8 protein-coding genes are annotated in these 15,775 nt (G+C 64.2%); 7 read left to right on the top strand and 1 reads right to left on the bottom strand.

Features of this window, described 5'->3' with window-relative positions:
• The first annotated feature begins 31 nt into the window (after nucleotides 1-31).
• The 7 genes from A0257_20680 (at nucleotide 32) to A0257_20650 (ending at nucleotide 14,665) form a co-directional block, all read left to right on the top strand.
• On the top strand, nucleotides 32-3,205 hold the full coding sequence (locus tag A0257_20680; GenBank protein AMR29273.1) for a hypothetical protein: 3,174 nt from the start codon (nucleotides 32-34) through the stop codon (nucleotides 3,203-3,205).
• 138 nt (nucleotides 3,206-3,343) lie between these two features.
• Nucleotides 3,344-4,819 (top strand): hypothetical protein, encoded by a 1,476-nt coding sequence (locus tag A0257_20675; protein ID AMR29272.1) that lies wholly within the window; start codon nucleotides 3,344-3,346, stop codon nucleotides 4,817-4,819.
• 247 nt (nucleotides 4,820-5,066) lie between these two features.
• Complete coding sequence (locus A0257_20670) at nucleotides 5,067-6,314, top strand: hypothetical protein (GenBank protein ID AMR29271.1); 1,248 nt, start codon at nucleotides 5,067-5,069, stop codon at nucleotides 6,312-6,314.
• 91 nt (nucleotides 6,315-6,405) lie between these two features.
• Nucleotides 6,406-7,230 carry a hypothetical protein gene (locus tag A0257_20665; protein ID AMR29881.1) on the top strand — a complete coding sequence of 275 codons (825 nt, stop codon included), beginning with the start codon at nucleotides 6,406-6,408 and terminating at the stop codon, nucleotides 7,228-7,230.
• An 82-nt stretch (nucleotides 7,231-7,312) separates the two neighbouring features.
• On the top strand, nucleotides 7,313-8,776 hold the full coding sequence (locus tag A0257_20660) for a hypothetical protein (protein AMR29270.1): 1,464 nt from the start codon (nucleotides 7,313-7,315) through the stop codon (nucleotides 8,774-8,776).
• Between the two features lie 675 nt (nucleotides 8,777-9,451).
• Nucleotides 9,452-13,966: a hypothetical protein gene (locus A0257_20655; protein AMR29269.1), complete on the top strand. Its 4,515-nt coding sequence runs from the start codon at nucleotides 9,452-9,454 to the stop codon at nucleotides 13,964-13,966.
• Nucleotides 13,967-13,984: 18 nt separating this feature from the next.
• Nucleotides 13,985-14,665: a hypothetical protein gene (locus tag A0257_20650; protein ID AMR29268.1), complete on the top strand. Its 681-nt coding sequence runs from the start codon at nucleotides 13,985-13,987 to the stop codon at nucleotides 14,663-14,665.
• 93 nt (nucleotides 14,666-14,758) lie between these two features.
• Here A0257_20650 and A0257_20645 read toward each other — a convergent pair whose 3' ends face one another.
• Nucleotides 14,759-15,682 (bottom strand): hypothetical protein, encoded by a 924-nt coding sequence (locus tag A0257_20645; GenBank protein ID AMR29267.1) that lies wholly within the window; start codon nucleotides 15,680-15,682, stop codon nucleotides 14,759-14,761.
• Between the last annotated feature and the right edge of the window lie 93 nt (nucleotides 15,683-15,775).

The raw sequence follows: 15,775 nt of genomic DNA, 5'->3' as shown, positions 1-15,775 counted from the left end.
CCACCTCTGTATGAAGAGACACTACTATCCGATGGGTTTACTGTTGCGTCGGTCGGCCGTGCTGTTGGCCTGTAGCTTTCCAGTTGCCCTTGCCCTTGCTGCCCCCGCCCCTACCTCCCTCAAACTGGCCAACGCCCTCCGGCAACCGGCGGTGAGCATTCCGGTGAAGGGCCGCGTGGTGGGTGCTGATGGCACGGGCCTGCCCGGCGTTACGGTGCTGGTGCGCGGCACCAGCACCGGCACTACTACCGGGGTCGATGGCTCCTTTAGCTTTAGCGCCCCCGAAAACAGCACCATCCTGTTCAGCTTCGTGGGCTTCGTGTCGCAGTCGGTGGTAGTCACCAGCGCCAACGCCGGCAGCCTGGGCGTGACGATGCGCGAGAGTGCCCAGGGCCTCGGCGAGGTGGTGGTGGTGGGCTACGGCACGCAGCAACGGGCCGATGTGACCGGTGCAATTGCCACCGTGTCGGGCGCGGCCATTGCCAGTCAGCCCGTGGCCGACCCTACCCAGGCGCTGCAAGGCCGGGCGGCCGGCGTGACGGTGACCCAGAACTCGGGCGCGCCGGGTGGGGGCGGTGGCACCTCAGTGCGCATCCGGGGCATCTCGTCGGCCGGCAACAACTCGCCGCTGTACGTGGTCGATGGCTTTCCGCTGCCCACTGCCGATGCCAACGGCAACGCGGTGGAGAACCAGCTTAACTCCATCAACCCCAACGACATCGAGAGCATCGACGTGCTCAAGGACGCGTCGGCTACGGCTATCTACGGCGTGCGGGCGGCCAACGGGGTAGTCATTATTACTACCAAGCGCGGCAAGGCCGGCAACGCTACCATCTCGGTGGATGGCTACCGGGGCATTCAGCAGGTGTGGCGCAAGCTGGATTTGCTGAACTCGCAGCAGTACGCCACCATCAACAACGAGAGCCTGCTGGCAGCCGGCCAGCCCATTAACCCCAAGTATGCCGACCCTTCGGCCCTGACCGTCAACACTGACTGGCAGAAGGCGGTGTTCCGACCCACGGCCGTGATTCAGAGCTACAACATCTCGGCCAATGGGGGTAGCGACAAGGCGCGCTACGCGCTGAGCGCGGGCTACTTCCAGCAGGATGGCACCCTGAACGGCTCTAATTTTGAGCGCTTTACGATTCGGGCCAACGGCGATATTCAGCTCAATAAGTACGTGAAGGTGGGCAACAGCCTGGCCGTGACCCACCAAGAAGAACGCCAGCTGAACACCGGCAACGACGAGTTTGGGGTGCTCAACAACGTGATTCAATTGCCGCCCACCATTCCGGTGTATAACCCCGACGGCACGTATTACGAGCCCACCGCCACGGCCGACAACTTCATCGAGCCCAACCCGGTGCTGCAATCGCTGATTACGAACGCCAAATTCAGCCGCAACCGCATTATCGGCTCGTTTTTCGGCGAGGTGGAGCCGCTCAAGGGCCTGCGCTTCCGCACCAACGTGGGCGCTGACCTGATTTTCGACAACAACAACGGCTTCACACCCTCGCTCGGGCCAAACTCGCCCCGCAACTCGGTGGCCTCGGCCTATTCCAGCAGCAACTACAACCCGACGTATCTCATTGAGAATACGCTGACTTACGACCACACTTTCGCCGAGAAGCACCACCTCACGGCGCTGGCGGGGCAGTCGGCGCAGCAGTTTCAATACACTTTCCTCAGCGCCAACCGCTCGGGCTACGTCAGCAACAACCTGCAAAACATCAACGCCGGGCCGGCCGCCAACCCCGCCTACCCCGTCACCAATGGCGGCATTGGCGTGGAGCCGACTACCGACCGCCTGGCCAGCTACTTCGGCCGCATCAACTACGAGTATGCGGGCAAATACCTGCTCACGGCCACGGCCCGCTACGACGGCACTTCGCAGTTTGCGCCCGGCTATCAGTTTGGCTTCTTTCCGGGGGCCTCACTGGGCTGGCGCTTGTCGGAGGAGAATTTCATCAAGGACATTCCGGCCATCAGCAACCTGAAGGTGCGCGGCGGCTACGGCAAGGTGGGTAACCCCCTGAACGCCGGGCGCTTTGCCTACCTGGCTACCATCAACACCGGCATCAGCTACCCCTTTGGCTCCAGTAGCACGGTGTTTCAGGGCGCCGCCCCCACCCGCGGTGCCAACGAGCAGCTGCGCTGGGAAAATAACTACCAGGCCAACCTGGGCGTGGACGTGGGCCTGTTCAACAACCGCGTGGAGTTGACGGTGGACATCTACGACCGCCGCTCGCCCAACCTCATCAGCAACGTGCCGCCTACTCTTGTGTCGGGCACCTACGAGGCTGTGCCCACCAATGCCGTGGCATCGAAGAACAAGGGCATCGAGTTTTCGCTGAACACCCGCAACCTGGACGGCAGCAATGGCGGCCTGACCTGGAATACGGGCATCATTTTCTCGGCCTACCGCAACCTGATTCAGAACCTGAACGTGGCCACGCCCTTCAACGGCACCACCACCCGCACGGGCACGGCCATCTCGCGCTTCGACCAGGGGGCATCCATCGGCTCGTTCTATGGCTACGTGGCCGATGGCCTGATTCAGACCGCCGACGAGCTGGCCACGCTCAATAAGAACTCGCCCACGGGCGTGTATCAGTTCTCGGGCACGGCCCCCGGCGACATCAAGTTCCGGGACATCAACGGGGATGGGGTAGTGAACGACAAGGACCGGGTATTCATCGGCAATCCGAACCCTAACTTCACCTTTGGCGTTAACAACACGCTCAGCTTTAAGGGTTTCGACCTCACGGCCTTTATCCAGGGCTCGGAGGGGGGTAAGATTTATGACCTGAACCGGGTGTACACGGAGGGCGGCCTCTACAGCAACGGCAACAGCAGCACCCGCGTGCTGGGCCGCTGGACCGGCCCCAACACCAGCACCGACGTGCCCCGCGCCGTGGCCGGCGACCCCAACCAGAACCTGCGCGTGAGCAGCTATTTCGTGGAAGACGGCTCCTACGTGCGCCTCAAGGTGCTGACGCTGGGCTACAATTTCGCCAAGCCGCTCATCAACCGCTTTGGCGGCCAGACGCTGCGCGTGTACGTGACGGCCCAGAACCTGGTGACGCTGACCAAATACACGGGCTATGACCCCGAAATCGGCAGCCAGGCCGGTGCCTACGGCATCGACCGCGGCATCTACCCACAGTCGCGCGTGTTTATCGCGGGCTTGAATATTGGCTTTTAAGTGAACCTTTATCTGTCATTGCGAGCTTGCGAAGCAATCGCACCCGCACGGTACCTGCGCCAGTTGTTCGCCCACCGTTCTGGGGTGATTGCTTCGCAGGCTCGCAATGACAGACGATTTATATTCCCTACCCCACCCATGCGCTCACTTCCTACTAAACTAACTGCCAGCGCCTTGCTCAGCCTGGCGCTGCTCGGCGGCTGCGGCAAGAAATACCTCGACCTGAAGCCCGTTGACCAGATAACGACCGTTAACTTTTACCAGACCGAGTCCGACGCCGTGCAGGCCGTGACGGCTTGCTACTCGCAGCTGGGGGTAGGCGGGCAGTACAACTGGGCCTTGTGGAGCATCGGCGAGATTATGTCGGACAACTCCTTTACCGGCGGCGGCGGCGGCGGTGACGGGGCGGCCCAGATTCAGCTCGACTTCTTCAACATTCCGCCCTCTAACGACCCGGTGGGCCGCCTGTGGGGCGGCTGCTACGTGGGCATCGGGGCCTGCAATCTGGTGCTGCAAAAGGTGCCCGGTATTGTTACGATGAACGCGGACGTCCGCAAGCGCAGCCTGGGCGAGGCGCAGTTTTTGCGGGCCAAGTACTATTTTGACCTGGTGCGGGCCTTCGGCGACGTGCCGCTCATCCTGACGCCGCCGGCCAGCCCCTCCGATGCCCAGCTGCCGCGCACGCCGGCCGCCCAGATTTATGCCCAGATTTTAATCGACCTGCAGGCGGCCATTGGCAACCTGCCCGGCAGCTACGGCGGCACCGACCTGGGCCGGGCCAGCAAGTGGGCCGCTACCGGCCTGCTGGCCAAGGTGTATCTCACGCAGGGCGACCTGGCCAACGCCGCCATTCAGGCCCGCGCCGTGCTGGCGGGCTCGGGCAAAACTTTGTGGCCCAACTACGGCGACAACTTCAAGGTAGCCAACGAGAACGGCAAGGAGTCGCTGTTTGAGGTGCAGTACGTGAACGGCCTGAACGGCTACACCGTGGACGGGCTGGGCTTCGTGGGCAACGAGTATTTCGCGCCGCGCGGCCAGGGCCTGGTGCCGCAGGGCGGCTACGGCTTTAATATTCCGGAGCTGGAGTTCGTGCAGGGCTACGAGGCCGGCGACACGCGCAAGGCCGTCACCATCTGGTCGCCCGGCGATGCCTACCCCGCCGGCAGCGCCACGACCGCGCAGCCCGCCGTGCTGCCCGGTTCGCCTTATGGCTACAACTGCAAAAAGTGGTTCGTGGGCAAGGTGAACACTAACATCTGGGATTCGCCACTCAACTTTCCGGTGCTGCGCCTCTCGGAGATGTACCTGATTCTGGCTGAGGCCGTGGGGCCAACTGCCGAAGGCTACACCGCCGTGAACACCGTGCGCAAGCGCGCCGGCCTGGGCGACCTCACGGCCGCCAACACCGCCAATTTCAAGGCGGCTGTCATCAAGGAGCGGCGCTACGAGCTGGCGTTTGAGGACGACCGCTGGTTTGACCTCAAGCGCACCAACAACCTGATTAACAACCCGGCCCTGCTGGCCAAAGGCATCAAGCCGTTCAACATCGTGCTGCCTATTCCGCAGAGTGAGCGCGACGCCAACCCCAGTCTGGTACAAAACACCGGCTATTAATTTAATTATTAATGACGAGTGACTAATGACAAGTGATTAATCATTATAGGACTTACGCAAAAGACGTTTGTCATTGCGAGCAACGCGAAGCAATCGCCCCAGAACGAAATCGTTCGGGCATCGTTCGGGTGCGATTGCCGCGCTTCGCGCGCAATGACAGACGATTTGCGTAAGTCTTACATTAGTCATTACTCATTAGTCACTCGTCGTTAATCATTAATCACTCGCCATTAATCACTGTTATTCCATGCTTACTACTTTTCGCAAATTTGCCCTGGTGCTGGCCGGCGTGGCGGCCCTGGCGGCCTGCCGCAAGGATGGCGTTACGACCCTCGATGGGCCGATACCTACCCCCGGCTTCACGGTGGCCCTCAACACCACGCAGTACCCGGTGGTGGCCACGTTCACCAATACCACCACCGACGCCTTTCTCTACCAGTGGGACTTCGGCGATGGCTCGCCGCTGGCGTCGGGCCCCAACGTGACCCACACCTACAAGGTGCCCGGCACCTACCGCGTGAAGCTGACGGCCGCCGGCCGCGGTGGCACGGGCTTTTCGCCCCAGACGCCGGTGGTCATTCCGACCATCTGCGGCAACGCGGCCTACGCGGTGCTCACGGCCTGCGGCGGCACCGGCGCTACTTCCTGGACGCTCTCGGACCAGCCGGGCGCGGTGGTGAAGCTCTCGGCCAGCGGGGCGGTGCTCGCCAGCTCGACCACGCTCGACCCCTGCCAGCTCGACGACTCCTTCTCGTTTGCCGGCACTTTCAGCTACGCCTACGATGCCGGGGCGGGCACCTTTGCCAACGGCACCTGCGGGGCCGCGCAGTCGGGCAATTCCGACTTTATTTACAAGCCCAATGGCGCGCTGGGGCAGATTATTCTGCAACGCAACAAGTCATTTATCGGCCTGCCCGACTCGGTGGTGAACAAGACCTACGACATCGTGGAGGCCACCGCTACCCGCCTGCGCCTGCAAGGCACCAACCCCGACGGCACCAAAACGGTGACCACCTACATTCCGCAGCTTTCGGCCATCGACAAGGCCCGGCAGCTGCTGACCGGCGGCTCGTCGCGCACCTGGATGCTCGATAACACCGTGGCCCAGACCATTGTGGTGGGCAATGAGGCTGCGCCTACCAGCTACTACCCCGGCGGCGCGCTGGGCAGCCTACCCCCCTGCCAGGCCGATGACGAATACACCTTCACCAGCACCAACACGTTTACCTACGACGCCAAGGCCGAAACCTTCGTGGCGGGCGGAGGAGGCTGCCAGGCCCCGCGCTCCGACAACACCACCTTCACCTTCGGGCCGGCTTCGGGCACGGGCATCGCGCAGTTTGTGTTGGGCAAAGCGGGCACCTTTATCGGCGTCACCGACGCGCCGGCCAGCCGCATCTACCGCATCCTGTCCATTGATAATCAGCATATGGTGCTGCGCGCTGGCGGCCCCTCCGACGACCCGCTGTTCACCATCAAGATGCGCGTGAAATAGTCGCCTTTTCCCACCCATTATTTTTATCTGCATGATGACGTATTCTGTTAATTCCGGGTTTGCCCGCCACCTGGCCGCGGGCCTCACGCTGCTGCTCGCCACGGGCGGCTGCACCCAGAACCCGCCCGGCCCGGTCATTACGGCCACGGCCGGCAGCGCCACGGTCAGCACCACGACCAATGCCGACCCGCATCCGTTTGCCGAATACACCGAGCAGGTGTGGAGCGACGAATTCAACGACACCAGCCTCGACGCCACCAAGTGGACCTATGAGGTGCAGGACCAGTGGTTCAACAACGAGCTGGAATCGACTACCAGCTCGCGCAACAACGTGAACCTGAGCAATGGCAACCTCAACATCACGGCCATTAAGGAGAACTATAACGGGCACCAGTACACTTCGGGCCGCATCGATACGAAGGGCAAGAAGGAGTTTGTTTTTGGGCGCTATGACGTGCGGGCCAAGCTGCCCAAGGGCAAGGGCATCTGGCCGGCCATCTGGATGCTGGGCGCCAACGACAGCCAGGCAGCCTGGCCGGCCTGCGGCGAAATCGACATTATGGAGATGAAGGGCAGCGCGCCCACCGTCAACTACAGCACCGTGCACTTTGGCAACACGGTGGCCACGCACCAGTATAAAGGCACCGCCTACCCCCTGCCCAGCGGCGATTTTTCGACTGACTTTCATATCTTTAGTATGGTGCGCAGCCAGAACCAGATGGATTTCTACATCGATGGCACCAAGTACTACACCCTCACCTCGAACGACGTTTCGCCCTACCCCTTCAATAACCCGTTCTACGCCATTCTGAACCTGGCCGTGGGCGGCGACTTCGACGGCAACCCCGACGCCAGCACCACCTTCCCGCAAACGATGCAGGTTGACTACGTGAAGTTTTTGCAGTACAAGCAATAAGCTCTTTGGGAGGGGGGTAGGGCCGGCTGTCCTTACCCCCCTCTTTTTTCACTTCTTTTTTTCACTTCTTTTCCTCACCCGCATGAAAATTTTTACTACATTTTTGCTGGCCTCCGGGCTGGCGACCCTCGGCAACCGCGCGGCTTCGGCGCAGGTGCTCTACGACAATTTTGAGAACACCCGGATTGTCACCTACGGCTACGTGAGCGGGGCCCTGGCCCCCGTGCCTAACCCCGGCAGCGCCACCACCACTAACACTGTGAACACCAGCGCCACCTGCGGCAAGTACGACCGCGACGCCTCGCAGTACGCGGTGGTGGTGATGAACCCGACCAATGCCTACATGGCCGACGTGAGCGCCTACGCGGCGGGCACCAAGAAGCTGTCGATGAAATTTCGCGGCGCTGGCCCCGGCATCGTGGTGCAGCTGGTGCTGCAGAACAAGGCCAAAGCGGCGGTGAACGTCTATCCAAAAGGCGACTACGCCGGCACTTTCAGCGCTACTACCGCGGCCGCGGCCAACAACTGGGAAACGCTGAACTTCACGTTTGCCGCCCGCGACAACGACAACACCGTGACGGCCACCACCGTGGACCAGCTGGTGATGCTGGTGGCTCCCGGCATCAACACAGCCACTACCTACTACCTCGACGACATCATGGGCCCCGAGCTGGTGGCCGGTGCCCTGACGCCGCCGCCCGCCCTGGTGCCGCCCATCCTGCTCGACAACTTTGAGAATACCCGCCTGGTGAACTACCCCAGTGCCCAGGGCACCCTAAACCAGGCCGCCGCCAACCCCGGCAGCAGCACGGGCAACACCAGCACGACCTGCGCCAGCTTCGCCCGCGACGGCTCGATGCCCTATGCCACCATCGCCATTCAGCCCAAGAGCGGCATGTTCGGCGACGTATCGAGTTACGCTAACGGCACGCAGAAAATTACGCTGAAATTTCGCAGCCCCGACCCCGGCACGGCCGTGCAGCTCGTGCTGCAAAACAAGACTAAGGTGGCCCTCAACTACCCCAACGGCAACTACGGCGGCACCTTTAACGCCACCACCTCGGCCACGGCCAACACCTGGGAAACGCTCACCTTCACCTACACCGCCGGCGGAGGCGGCAGCTTCGACCCTACCGTAATGGCTACCGATGTGGACCAGCTCGCGCTGCTCATCGCCCCCAACACCACCACCACCGTCGCGGGTACCAAGACGTATTATTTTGACGACCTGACGGGCCCGGCGTTTGCCTCCACCGTCACGGCTGCGCGCCTGGCCAGCACCAGCGCCGCCGCCCTGGCTCCCGCCTACCCCAACCCCGCCGCCGGGCAGGTTTCGGTGCCTTATAGCCTGCAGAAGCCAGCCGTGGTGAGCCTGGCCGTGTATGATGCCCTAGGCCGCCGCGCCGCCTCCGTGTTTGAGAATCAGGCCCGCCCGGCCGGCGACTACAGCGCCGATTTCAGCACCACCAGCCTGGCACCCGGCCTCTACACCTACCGCCTCGTGGTGGACGGTGCCGTGCTGAGCCGCCAGCTGAGCGTGCAGTAAGCGGGTAGCATTTTTTACGTAAGCAGCTTGCAAAGGCGGCCATGTCTCGGGAAGGCATGGCCGCCTTTTTGCGTTGGCGGGAGGGGGTAGAAACCAGGGCAAGGGTGGCTTCGGAAGTAGTTTACGTTCTTACTCCGGCGTGCGCCTCAGCCGCCGGCCTCCTACGCCGCCTGATGCGCGAAATGAAAAGGAAATGCGCCTAAAGTATTTTTCGGGGTAGCTAACCGAATGGGACTGTCGTGTTCCGGTTCAGATAGACAACACGGTGATGCCTTTTGTCGCCGTCCTGAACTGCAATCTGTAAAGACGGTTTGACGACTACGGGGGCGCTTTGCTTCGGCATTCGCTCCGTGGCCCACGGGCTGCTATCGTAGCACGTGAGCGATGCAGCAGCTTACGCCGGCCGGCACTTCTGCCCGAAGTGTCGGCCGGCTTTTTTTGCGCACCCTCACTGACCGTTTTGGCGTAGGCTTTGCCTTAACTTGCTTGTCCCGTTTGCTGGCCCTACCCCCTCACGTTCGGTTCACGTTGGCCCGCTCTATTTGAGGAGCTGACTGGCTGATTTCGGCGGCGGCGGGCATTGGCTCGTAAACTGGCCCAGGGCGGCCGCCCGCTGCTTTCTTCTTTGCTTCTTTGCTTCTTTTGCCGCGCTGGCCGGCGCGGTTTCGCTCCCCGATGAGTACGACCACCGATTTGCTCCCTACCCCCCCCGCGGGTGCCGAACCCCCTGCCCCGCCCGCCGATTTTGAGTTGGCTTTTCAGCAAAAAGAAACGCTGCTGGCCGGCTATCTCGCCGCCTTCGCGGTGGTGTATTTCCGCCAGCCGGCCGAGCGCAGCGCCATCCAGCTGCAAGCCACGCTGCGGGTCGAAAACGCGGAGGCGGACTTTCCGCCAGCCACTATTCTGCTGAATATCAGCGACACACTTACGCTGGCCGAGGTGACGGCGGAGGCCGCCAGCCAGCTTGTGATGGGCTTGGCCGGCGTGGCCGAGCAGTTAGGCGCGGCCATCACGCGGGCGCGCATCTCGTTTCCGGCCCCCGAGGCCCAGCGCGCCGACCATGAGTGGTGCGTGACCCTGGACTTCGCCGCCGACCACACCGTGGCCGTCAGCTTCGCCTGCACCGACGGGCTGCCGGGGCCCTGGGGCGCGGCCTACCTGCCAGCCCACGTGCAGCGAGTGTTTGAGCAGCTTGGGAGCAATCCGCGGGTGTCGGTGGGCTACGTATTTTTTCTGGCCGAGGAAGAAATGCGGCTGCTGCGCGATTTCCGCACCGTGCCGCAGCACGTGACCGAGGGCGGTCCCCAGCAGCTCCATCATTTATTTGAAGAAACCACCGGCCACTACCCCAACCACCTGGCCCTGAGCTGGCTGGGCGACACCCGCACCTACGCGCAGCTCAACGCCGAGGCCGACCGGCTGGCCGCTCGCCTGCAAGGCGAAGGCGTGCGGGCCGGCGACTTCGTGGGCCTGTACCTGGCCAAGTCCATTGAATTATACGTGGGAATGCTGGCCGTGCTTAAGGCCGGCGCGGCCTACGTGCCGCTCGATTTGTCGTTTCCGGCCGACCGCGTGATGTTTATTCTGGGCGACTGCGGGGCGCGGGCTTTGCTGATTAACCGGCCGCTGCCCGCGGGCTTCGACACCTGGCCCGGCCTGGTGCTCGACCTGGCGCAGCCCGCGCCGGCCCTACCCCCCCCACTGACGCCGGTGGCGGGCGGCCCCGATGCCATTGCCTACGTCATCTATACCTCCGGCACCACGGGGCTACCCAAGGGCGTGCTCATTCCGCACCGCAGCATCTGCCACCTGGTGCGGGCCGAGCAGGTGCTGTTTCAGCCCACGCCGCAGGACCGCGTGGTGCAGGGCTTTTCGGTGGCCTTCGACGCCTCGCTGGAGGAGCTCTGGCTGGCCTGGGGCGCGGGTGGCGCGCTGGTGCCCGTGCCCGAAGAAACCATGAAAGCGCCCGACGCGCTGCCGGACTTTCTGGTGGAGAATCAGGTGACGATTTTTTCCACGGTGCCCACGCTGCTCTCGCTGCTGCCGGCCACCATTCCCACGCTGCGGCTGCTCATTCTGGGCGGCGAGGTGTGTCCGCCCGAGCTGCTCACCAAGTGGGCCAGCCGCCAGTGCCGGGTGGTGAACACCTACGGCCCCACCGAAGCCACGGTGGTGGCCACGGCCGCCGACTTCGTGCCCGGCCAGCGCCTCACCATCGGCCGGCCGCTGGCGGGCTACGAGGTGCTACTGCTCGACCAGCTAGGCCAATTGGTGCCGCTGGGCGGGGCCGGCGAGCTGTGCATTGGCGGGCTTGCGCTGGCCGCCGGCTACCTCAACCGGCCCGAGCTGAGCGCTGCTAAGTTCAACACCGTCAGCGAATTGCAAAACGGCTTCAGCGGCCGCCTCTACCGCACCGGCGACCTGGCCCGCTTCGAGGCCGAGGGCAACGTGGACTTTTTGGGGCGGATTGATACGCAGGTGAAAATCCGGGGCTTCCGGGTTGAGCTGGCTGAGATTGAGAGCCTGCTGCTGCAATGGCCGGGCATTCGCAACGCCGCCGTGGCGCTCAAGGAAGATGCTGATGGGGTCAAAAAGCTCATCGCCTACCTCATCCTTACCCCCGACCATTTGCTCGACTCAGCCGCGGTGCGCGCCTACCTGCGCGAACGGCTGGCGCCCTACATGCTGCCCGCCGCGCTGGTGCCGCTGCTGGCATTTCCGCTGCTCACCAGCGGCAAAGTGGACCGCAAGGCCCTACCCTACCCCGTGAGCGGCGACCAGGCCCCGGCCCGCGAGCTGACCTTGCCCCGCAACCCGCTCGAAAGCGCCATCTACGCCGCCTGGCAAAAGCGCTTCGGCACGGCCGACATTTCGGTTACCGACGACTTTTTTGACCTCGGCGGCAACTCGCTGCTGGCCTCGCTCATCATCTCCGAATTGCGCCAGCAACCTGATTTTCAGGGCCTGTCGGTGAAGGAGATGTACACCCGGCGCACCATCGAGGGGCTGGCCGCCGCCGTGGCCGCCGATGCCGCCACGGCCGCCGCGATGCCGGCCCCCGAACCAACGCGCCCTACCCCCCTGCGGCGCGCCAGCACCGCCACGCGGCTGCTCACGGCCGTTTTGCAGCTGCTGTCCATTGCCGCGTTTTACGCCGTGCCGGTGTTTTTCCTGAACGTGACGCTGCACCTGCGGCCGGTCTTTGCCGAGTGGTCATGGCCCGCGCTGCTATTGGCCAGCGCGGCTTCGGTGGTGGGCTACGTGCCGCTGGCCTGCCTGCTGGTGGTGCTGGTGAAGTGGCTGATTATCGGCCGGTTCCGGGCGGGTGAGTATCCGCTGTGGGGTATGTACTACTTCCGGTTCTGGGTGGTGAAAAAGCTGGTGGAGGCGGCCCCTACCCCCCTGTTATCGGCCACGCCCTTCCTGGCCATTTTCTACCGCCTGCTGGGGGCCAAGGTTGGCAAAAACGTGTACCTGGGCACCACCCGCGTGCTGTGCTTCGATTTGCTGACCATCGGCGAGGGGGCCAGCGTGGCCCGCGAGGCGGCGCTGCTGGGCTACCGCATCGAGCGCGACCGCCTCATCATCGGCCCCACCACGGTGGGCCGCGAGGCCTATGTGGGCCTGCGCGCCATCATGGAAGGCGGCACTAGCCTGGGCGCGGGGGCCGAGCTGGATGACCTGTCGGTGCTGCCCGCCGGCCAGCAGGTGCCCGACCGCGAGGGCTGGCTGGGCTCGCCAGCCAAGCGCGTGCGGGCGGTGCCGCTCACGCCGCTGCGGCCGGTGGCTGGGCCGGGCGCGGGCTACCTGGCGGCCCAGCTGGCGGCCATCGCGCTGCTGCTGCTGGTGCCCACGGTGGCCGCCCTGCCAGTGTTTGCTATCCTCTATGAATTTCTAGAAACCCTTAATCCTAACGGCTTTTTGCTGGCGCTGCTACCGCTGTCGGCGCTCTACGTGCTGCTTCTGATAGTGATGCTGGCCGGCACCAAGCGCCTCGTGGCCGGCCGCCAGGCCGACGGCACCATCCCGCTCTACAGCCTGGCCTACGTGCGCCACTGGGTGGCCGACGCCGTGCTGGCCCAGAGCCTGACCCTGCTGCGCCCGCTCTACGCCACCATTTACACACCCTACTGGCTGCGGCTGCTGGGTGCTAAAATCGGCCACCGGGCCGAAGTTTCGACCCTCAATCACATCTCGGCCGACCACCTCACGGTGGGGGCCGGCTCTTTTCTGGCCGACTCGGTGAGCGTGGGCGCGCCGCGCGTGCAGCACGGGCTGGTGCTGGTGCTGCCCACGGTGGTGGGGCCGCGCACGTTCGTGGGCAACGGCGCGGTGCTGGCCGGCGGCACCGTGCTGGGTGCCAACAATTTGATTGGCGCGCTCTCGTCGGCCCCCACCGAGACGCCGCCTGATGGCACGTCGTGGGTGGGCTCGCCGGCCTTTTTGCTGCCCAACCGGCCGGTGTCGGCGGCCTTTGCGCCCGAGCTGACGTTTGCGCCGCCAGCCCGGCTGGTGTGGGCGCGGTCCATTATTGAGCTGTTTAAGATTGTGTTGCCGTTCACGTTCACGTTCATCACGTTCGCGGTGCTGTATCACTACTGCCATTTACACTTGCTTTACTATTCGTTCTGGAGCAGCGTGGGGGTAGGGACGGGCGTATTAGTCGGGCTGATTTTTGGCTTCTCCCTGCTCACGGCCCTGCTCAAGTGGGTGCTCATCGGCCGCTACCGGCCTTCGGAGAAGCCACTCTGGTCGTCGTTCGTGTGGCGCAACGAGTTTGTCAACTCCTTGTGCGAGAGTTATGTATATCCTTTTTGGGAAGCCGCGTTACTGGGCACGCCGTTCGCCACCTGGTTTTTCCGGCTCATGGGCAGTCACTTTGGCCGTTCGGTATATATGGACACCACCGAAATCACCGAATTTGACTTGGCCTGGGTCGCCGACCACGCCATACTCAACAACGGCTCCACTATTCAGACCCACCTGTTTGAGGACCGCGTGATGAAGATGTCGAACCTGCGCATCGGGCGCTACGCCACGGTGGGCACGTCGTGCGTGGTGCTCTACGACTCGGTCATCGGCCCCGGCGCTACGCTTAAGAGCCTCAGCCTCTTGATGAAAGGCGAGCAGCTGCCGGCCGGCACGCGCTGGCAGGGCATCCCGAGCACCTTTATCGCGGGCGGGCAGTAGGGCCGCCCGCGCTTCTTTATGCCGCCCTTTCTGCACCTTTGGCAAGCCGACCTGGCCGCCGCCCTACCCCCCTGGGCAGCAGCCGAAGCCACTTTGTCGGCAGCCGAAACGGCGCGGCAGGCGCGCCTGCGCAACCCAGCCCTGCGCCAGACCTACGGCCGCGCCCACGGCTTTTTGCGGGCGGTGCTGAGCCGGTACACTGATCAGCCAGCCAGCGACTTAAGTATCCATCCCGATAGCCAGGGCAAGCCCGTGCTGCCTGGCTTTACGTTGCATTTCAACCTTTCCTACCGGCCGGGGCGGGCGCTGCTGGCCATCTCCAACACCCACCCCGTCGGGGTCGATGTGGAGCCGCTGACCCCGTTGGCCGGCGCGGCGGCGCTCATCCGGGAGCTGTATGCGCCCGCCGAGCAATCGGCCCTGCGCGCCGCCGCGCCGGCCGATTGCTGGCACCTGTTCTACATCATCTGGACGCGCAAGGAGGCCTACGCGAAAGCGCTGGGCCGGGGGGTAGGGATGCCGTTCAACACCTTTTCAGTATTAGATTTTGAACCCGGCCAGCCGCTGATTTTCACCGCGCCGGCGGGCGCGAGGCTGCACCATTGGGCAGCGGGCGCGGGCTACCAGGGCGCGGTAGCGGCGCTAGGCGATGGCCCGCCGACACCGGAGTTTTTTTCCTATCCCCTCGCCACGAAGTAGGGTGCGGGGCTTGTCCTCGCCCGTCGTTGAACGGCTTGGGCTGGCTCCGTTCAACGACGGGCGGGGGCGAGCCCCGCACCCTACGCAAAGCATTTATTCCTTGATAATTGCCTGAATTTTTCCCTGCGCCTGCGCAAAGCTCAGGAACCGCTGGGCCGGGCGGGTCAGCGGCTGCCCCTGCACCCACACCGCCTCGAAATGCCGGGCCAGGCGCAGGCCCGCGATGGGCACCACTTCGAGCACGCCGGCCGCCAGCTCGCGCGCCAGCGCCCGCCGCGACACGAAGCCCAGCGCCGTCGGGGCCGCCGCCAGGTAGCCCTTAATGGCCTCCGTGTTATCTAGGTAAATAGCTGCGCGCAGCTCGCCAAGCTTGATTTTGAGTTCGCGCAGGGCCATTTCCAGCACCTCCAGCGTGCCCGAGCCGCGCTCGCGCAGCACCAGCGGGTGCGCCAGGGCTTCGGCCAGCGGCAGGGGGGTAGGCGGCGGGCCGGCGGGCGTGGCGCGGCGCACGGCCACCAGCTCATCGGGCAGCAGCGGCTCGTAGTGCAGGTCGCGGCTCTTGGTGCGGCCCTCCACGAAACCCAGGTCCAGGTCGCCGCGCAGCAGCGCCTCGGCAATGCGCTCGGAATTGACATTGAGCAGCGTCAGCCGCACCTGCGGGTAGCGCACCTGAAACGCTGGCAGCCAGGCCGGTAGCACGTATTGGCAGAGGGTGGTGCTGGCCCCCAGGCGCAGGTGGCCGGCGGCCTCGTCGGGGTCGCGCAGGCCCAGCAGCTGCTCATTGAGCTGGCGGGCCGACGCCTCCACGGCTTCGGCGTGCAGCAGCAGCAGGCGGCCGGCTTCGGTGAGGGCCACGCGGTTGCCGCGCCGCGCCAGCAGCCGCTGGCCGTACTGGGCCTCCAGCTCCCGAATGTGCTTGGTCACGGCCGGCTGCGAGATAAACAGCTCCTGCCCGGCTTTGGTGAAGCTCAGGTGCCGGGCCACGGCGGCAAATACGCGTAGGCGAAAGTCGGACATACCCGCAAAATAACGCGGGGCACGCCCGTTCCCTACCCCCCTGCTGCCGGCCGGACTCACGTAACACGGCGGTTTTTGCCATCCGCAAGGGCC

It is taken from the genome of Hymenobacter psoromatis (assembly GCA_001596155.1).
Taxonomy (GTDB): Bacteria; Bacteroidota; Bacteroidia; order Cytophagales; family Hymenobacteraceae; genus Hymenobacter.
Note: the sequence above shows the minus strand (reverse complement) of the source record. Positions and strands in the feature narration are given on the sequence as shown.

Excerpts from the sequence above, each read along its gene's own strand:
- A0257_20670 (AMR29271.1), top strand. The coding sequence starts at position 5,067 with ATGCTTACTACTTTTCGCAAATTTGCCCTGGTGCTGGCCGGCGTGGCG.
- A0257_20655 (AMR29269.1), top strand. The coding sequence starts at position 9,452 with ATGAGTACGACCACCGATTTGCTCCCTACCCCCCCCGCGGGTGCCGAA.
- A0257_20675 (AMR29272.1), top strand. The coding sequence starts at position 3,344 with ATGCGCTCACTTCCTACTAAACTAACTGCCAGCGCCTTGCTCAGCCTG.
- A0257_20650 (AMR29268.1), top strand. The coding sequence starts at position 13,985 with ATGCCGCCCTTTCTGCACCTTTGGCAAGCCGACCTGGCCGCCGCCCTA.
- A0257_20645 (AMR29267.1), bottom strand. The coding sequence starts at position 15,682 with ATGTCCGACTTTCGCCTACGCGTATTTGCCGCCGTGGCCCGGCACCTG.
- A0257_20660 (AMR29270.1), top strand. The coding sequence starts at position 7,313 with ATGAAAATTTTTACTACATTTTTGCTGGCCTCCGGGCTGGCGACCCTC.
- A0257_20680 (AMR29273.1), top strand. The coding sequence starts at position 32 with ATGGGTTTACTGTTGCGTCGGTCGGCCGTGCTGTTGGCCTGTAGCTTT.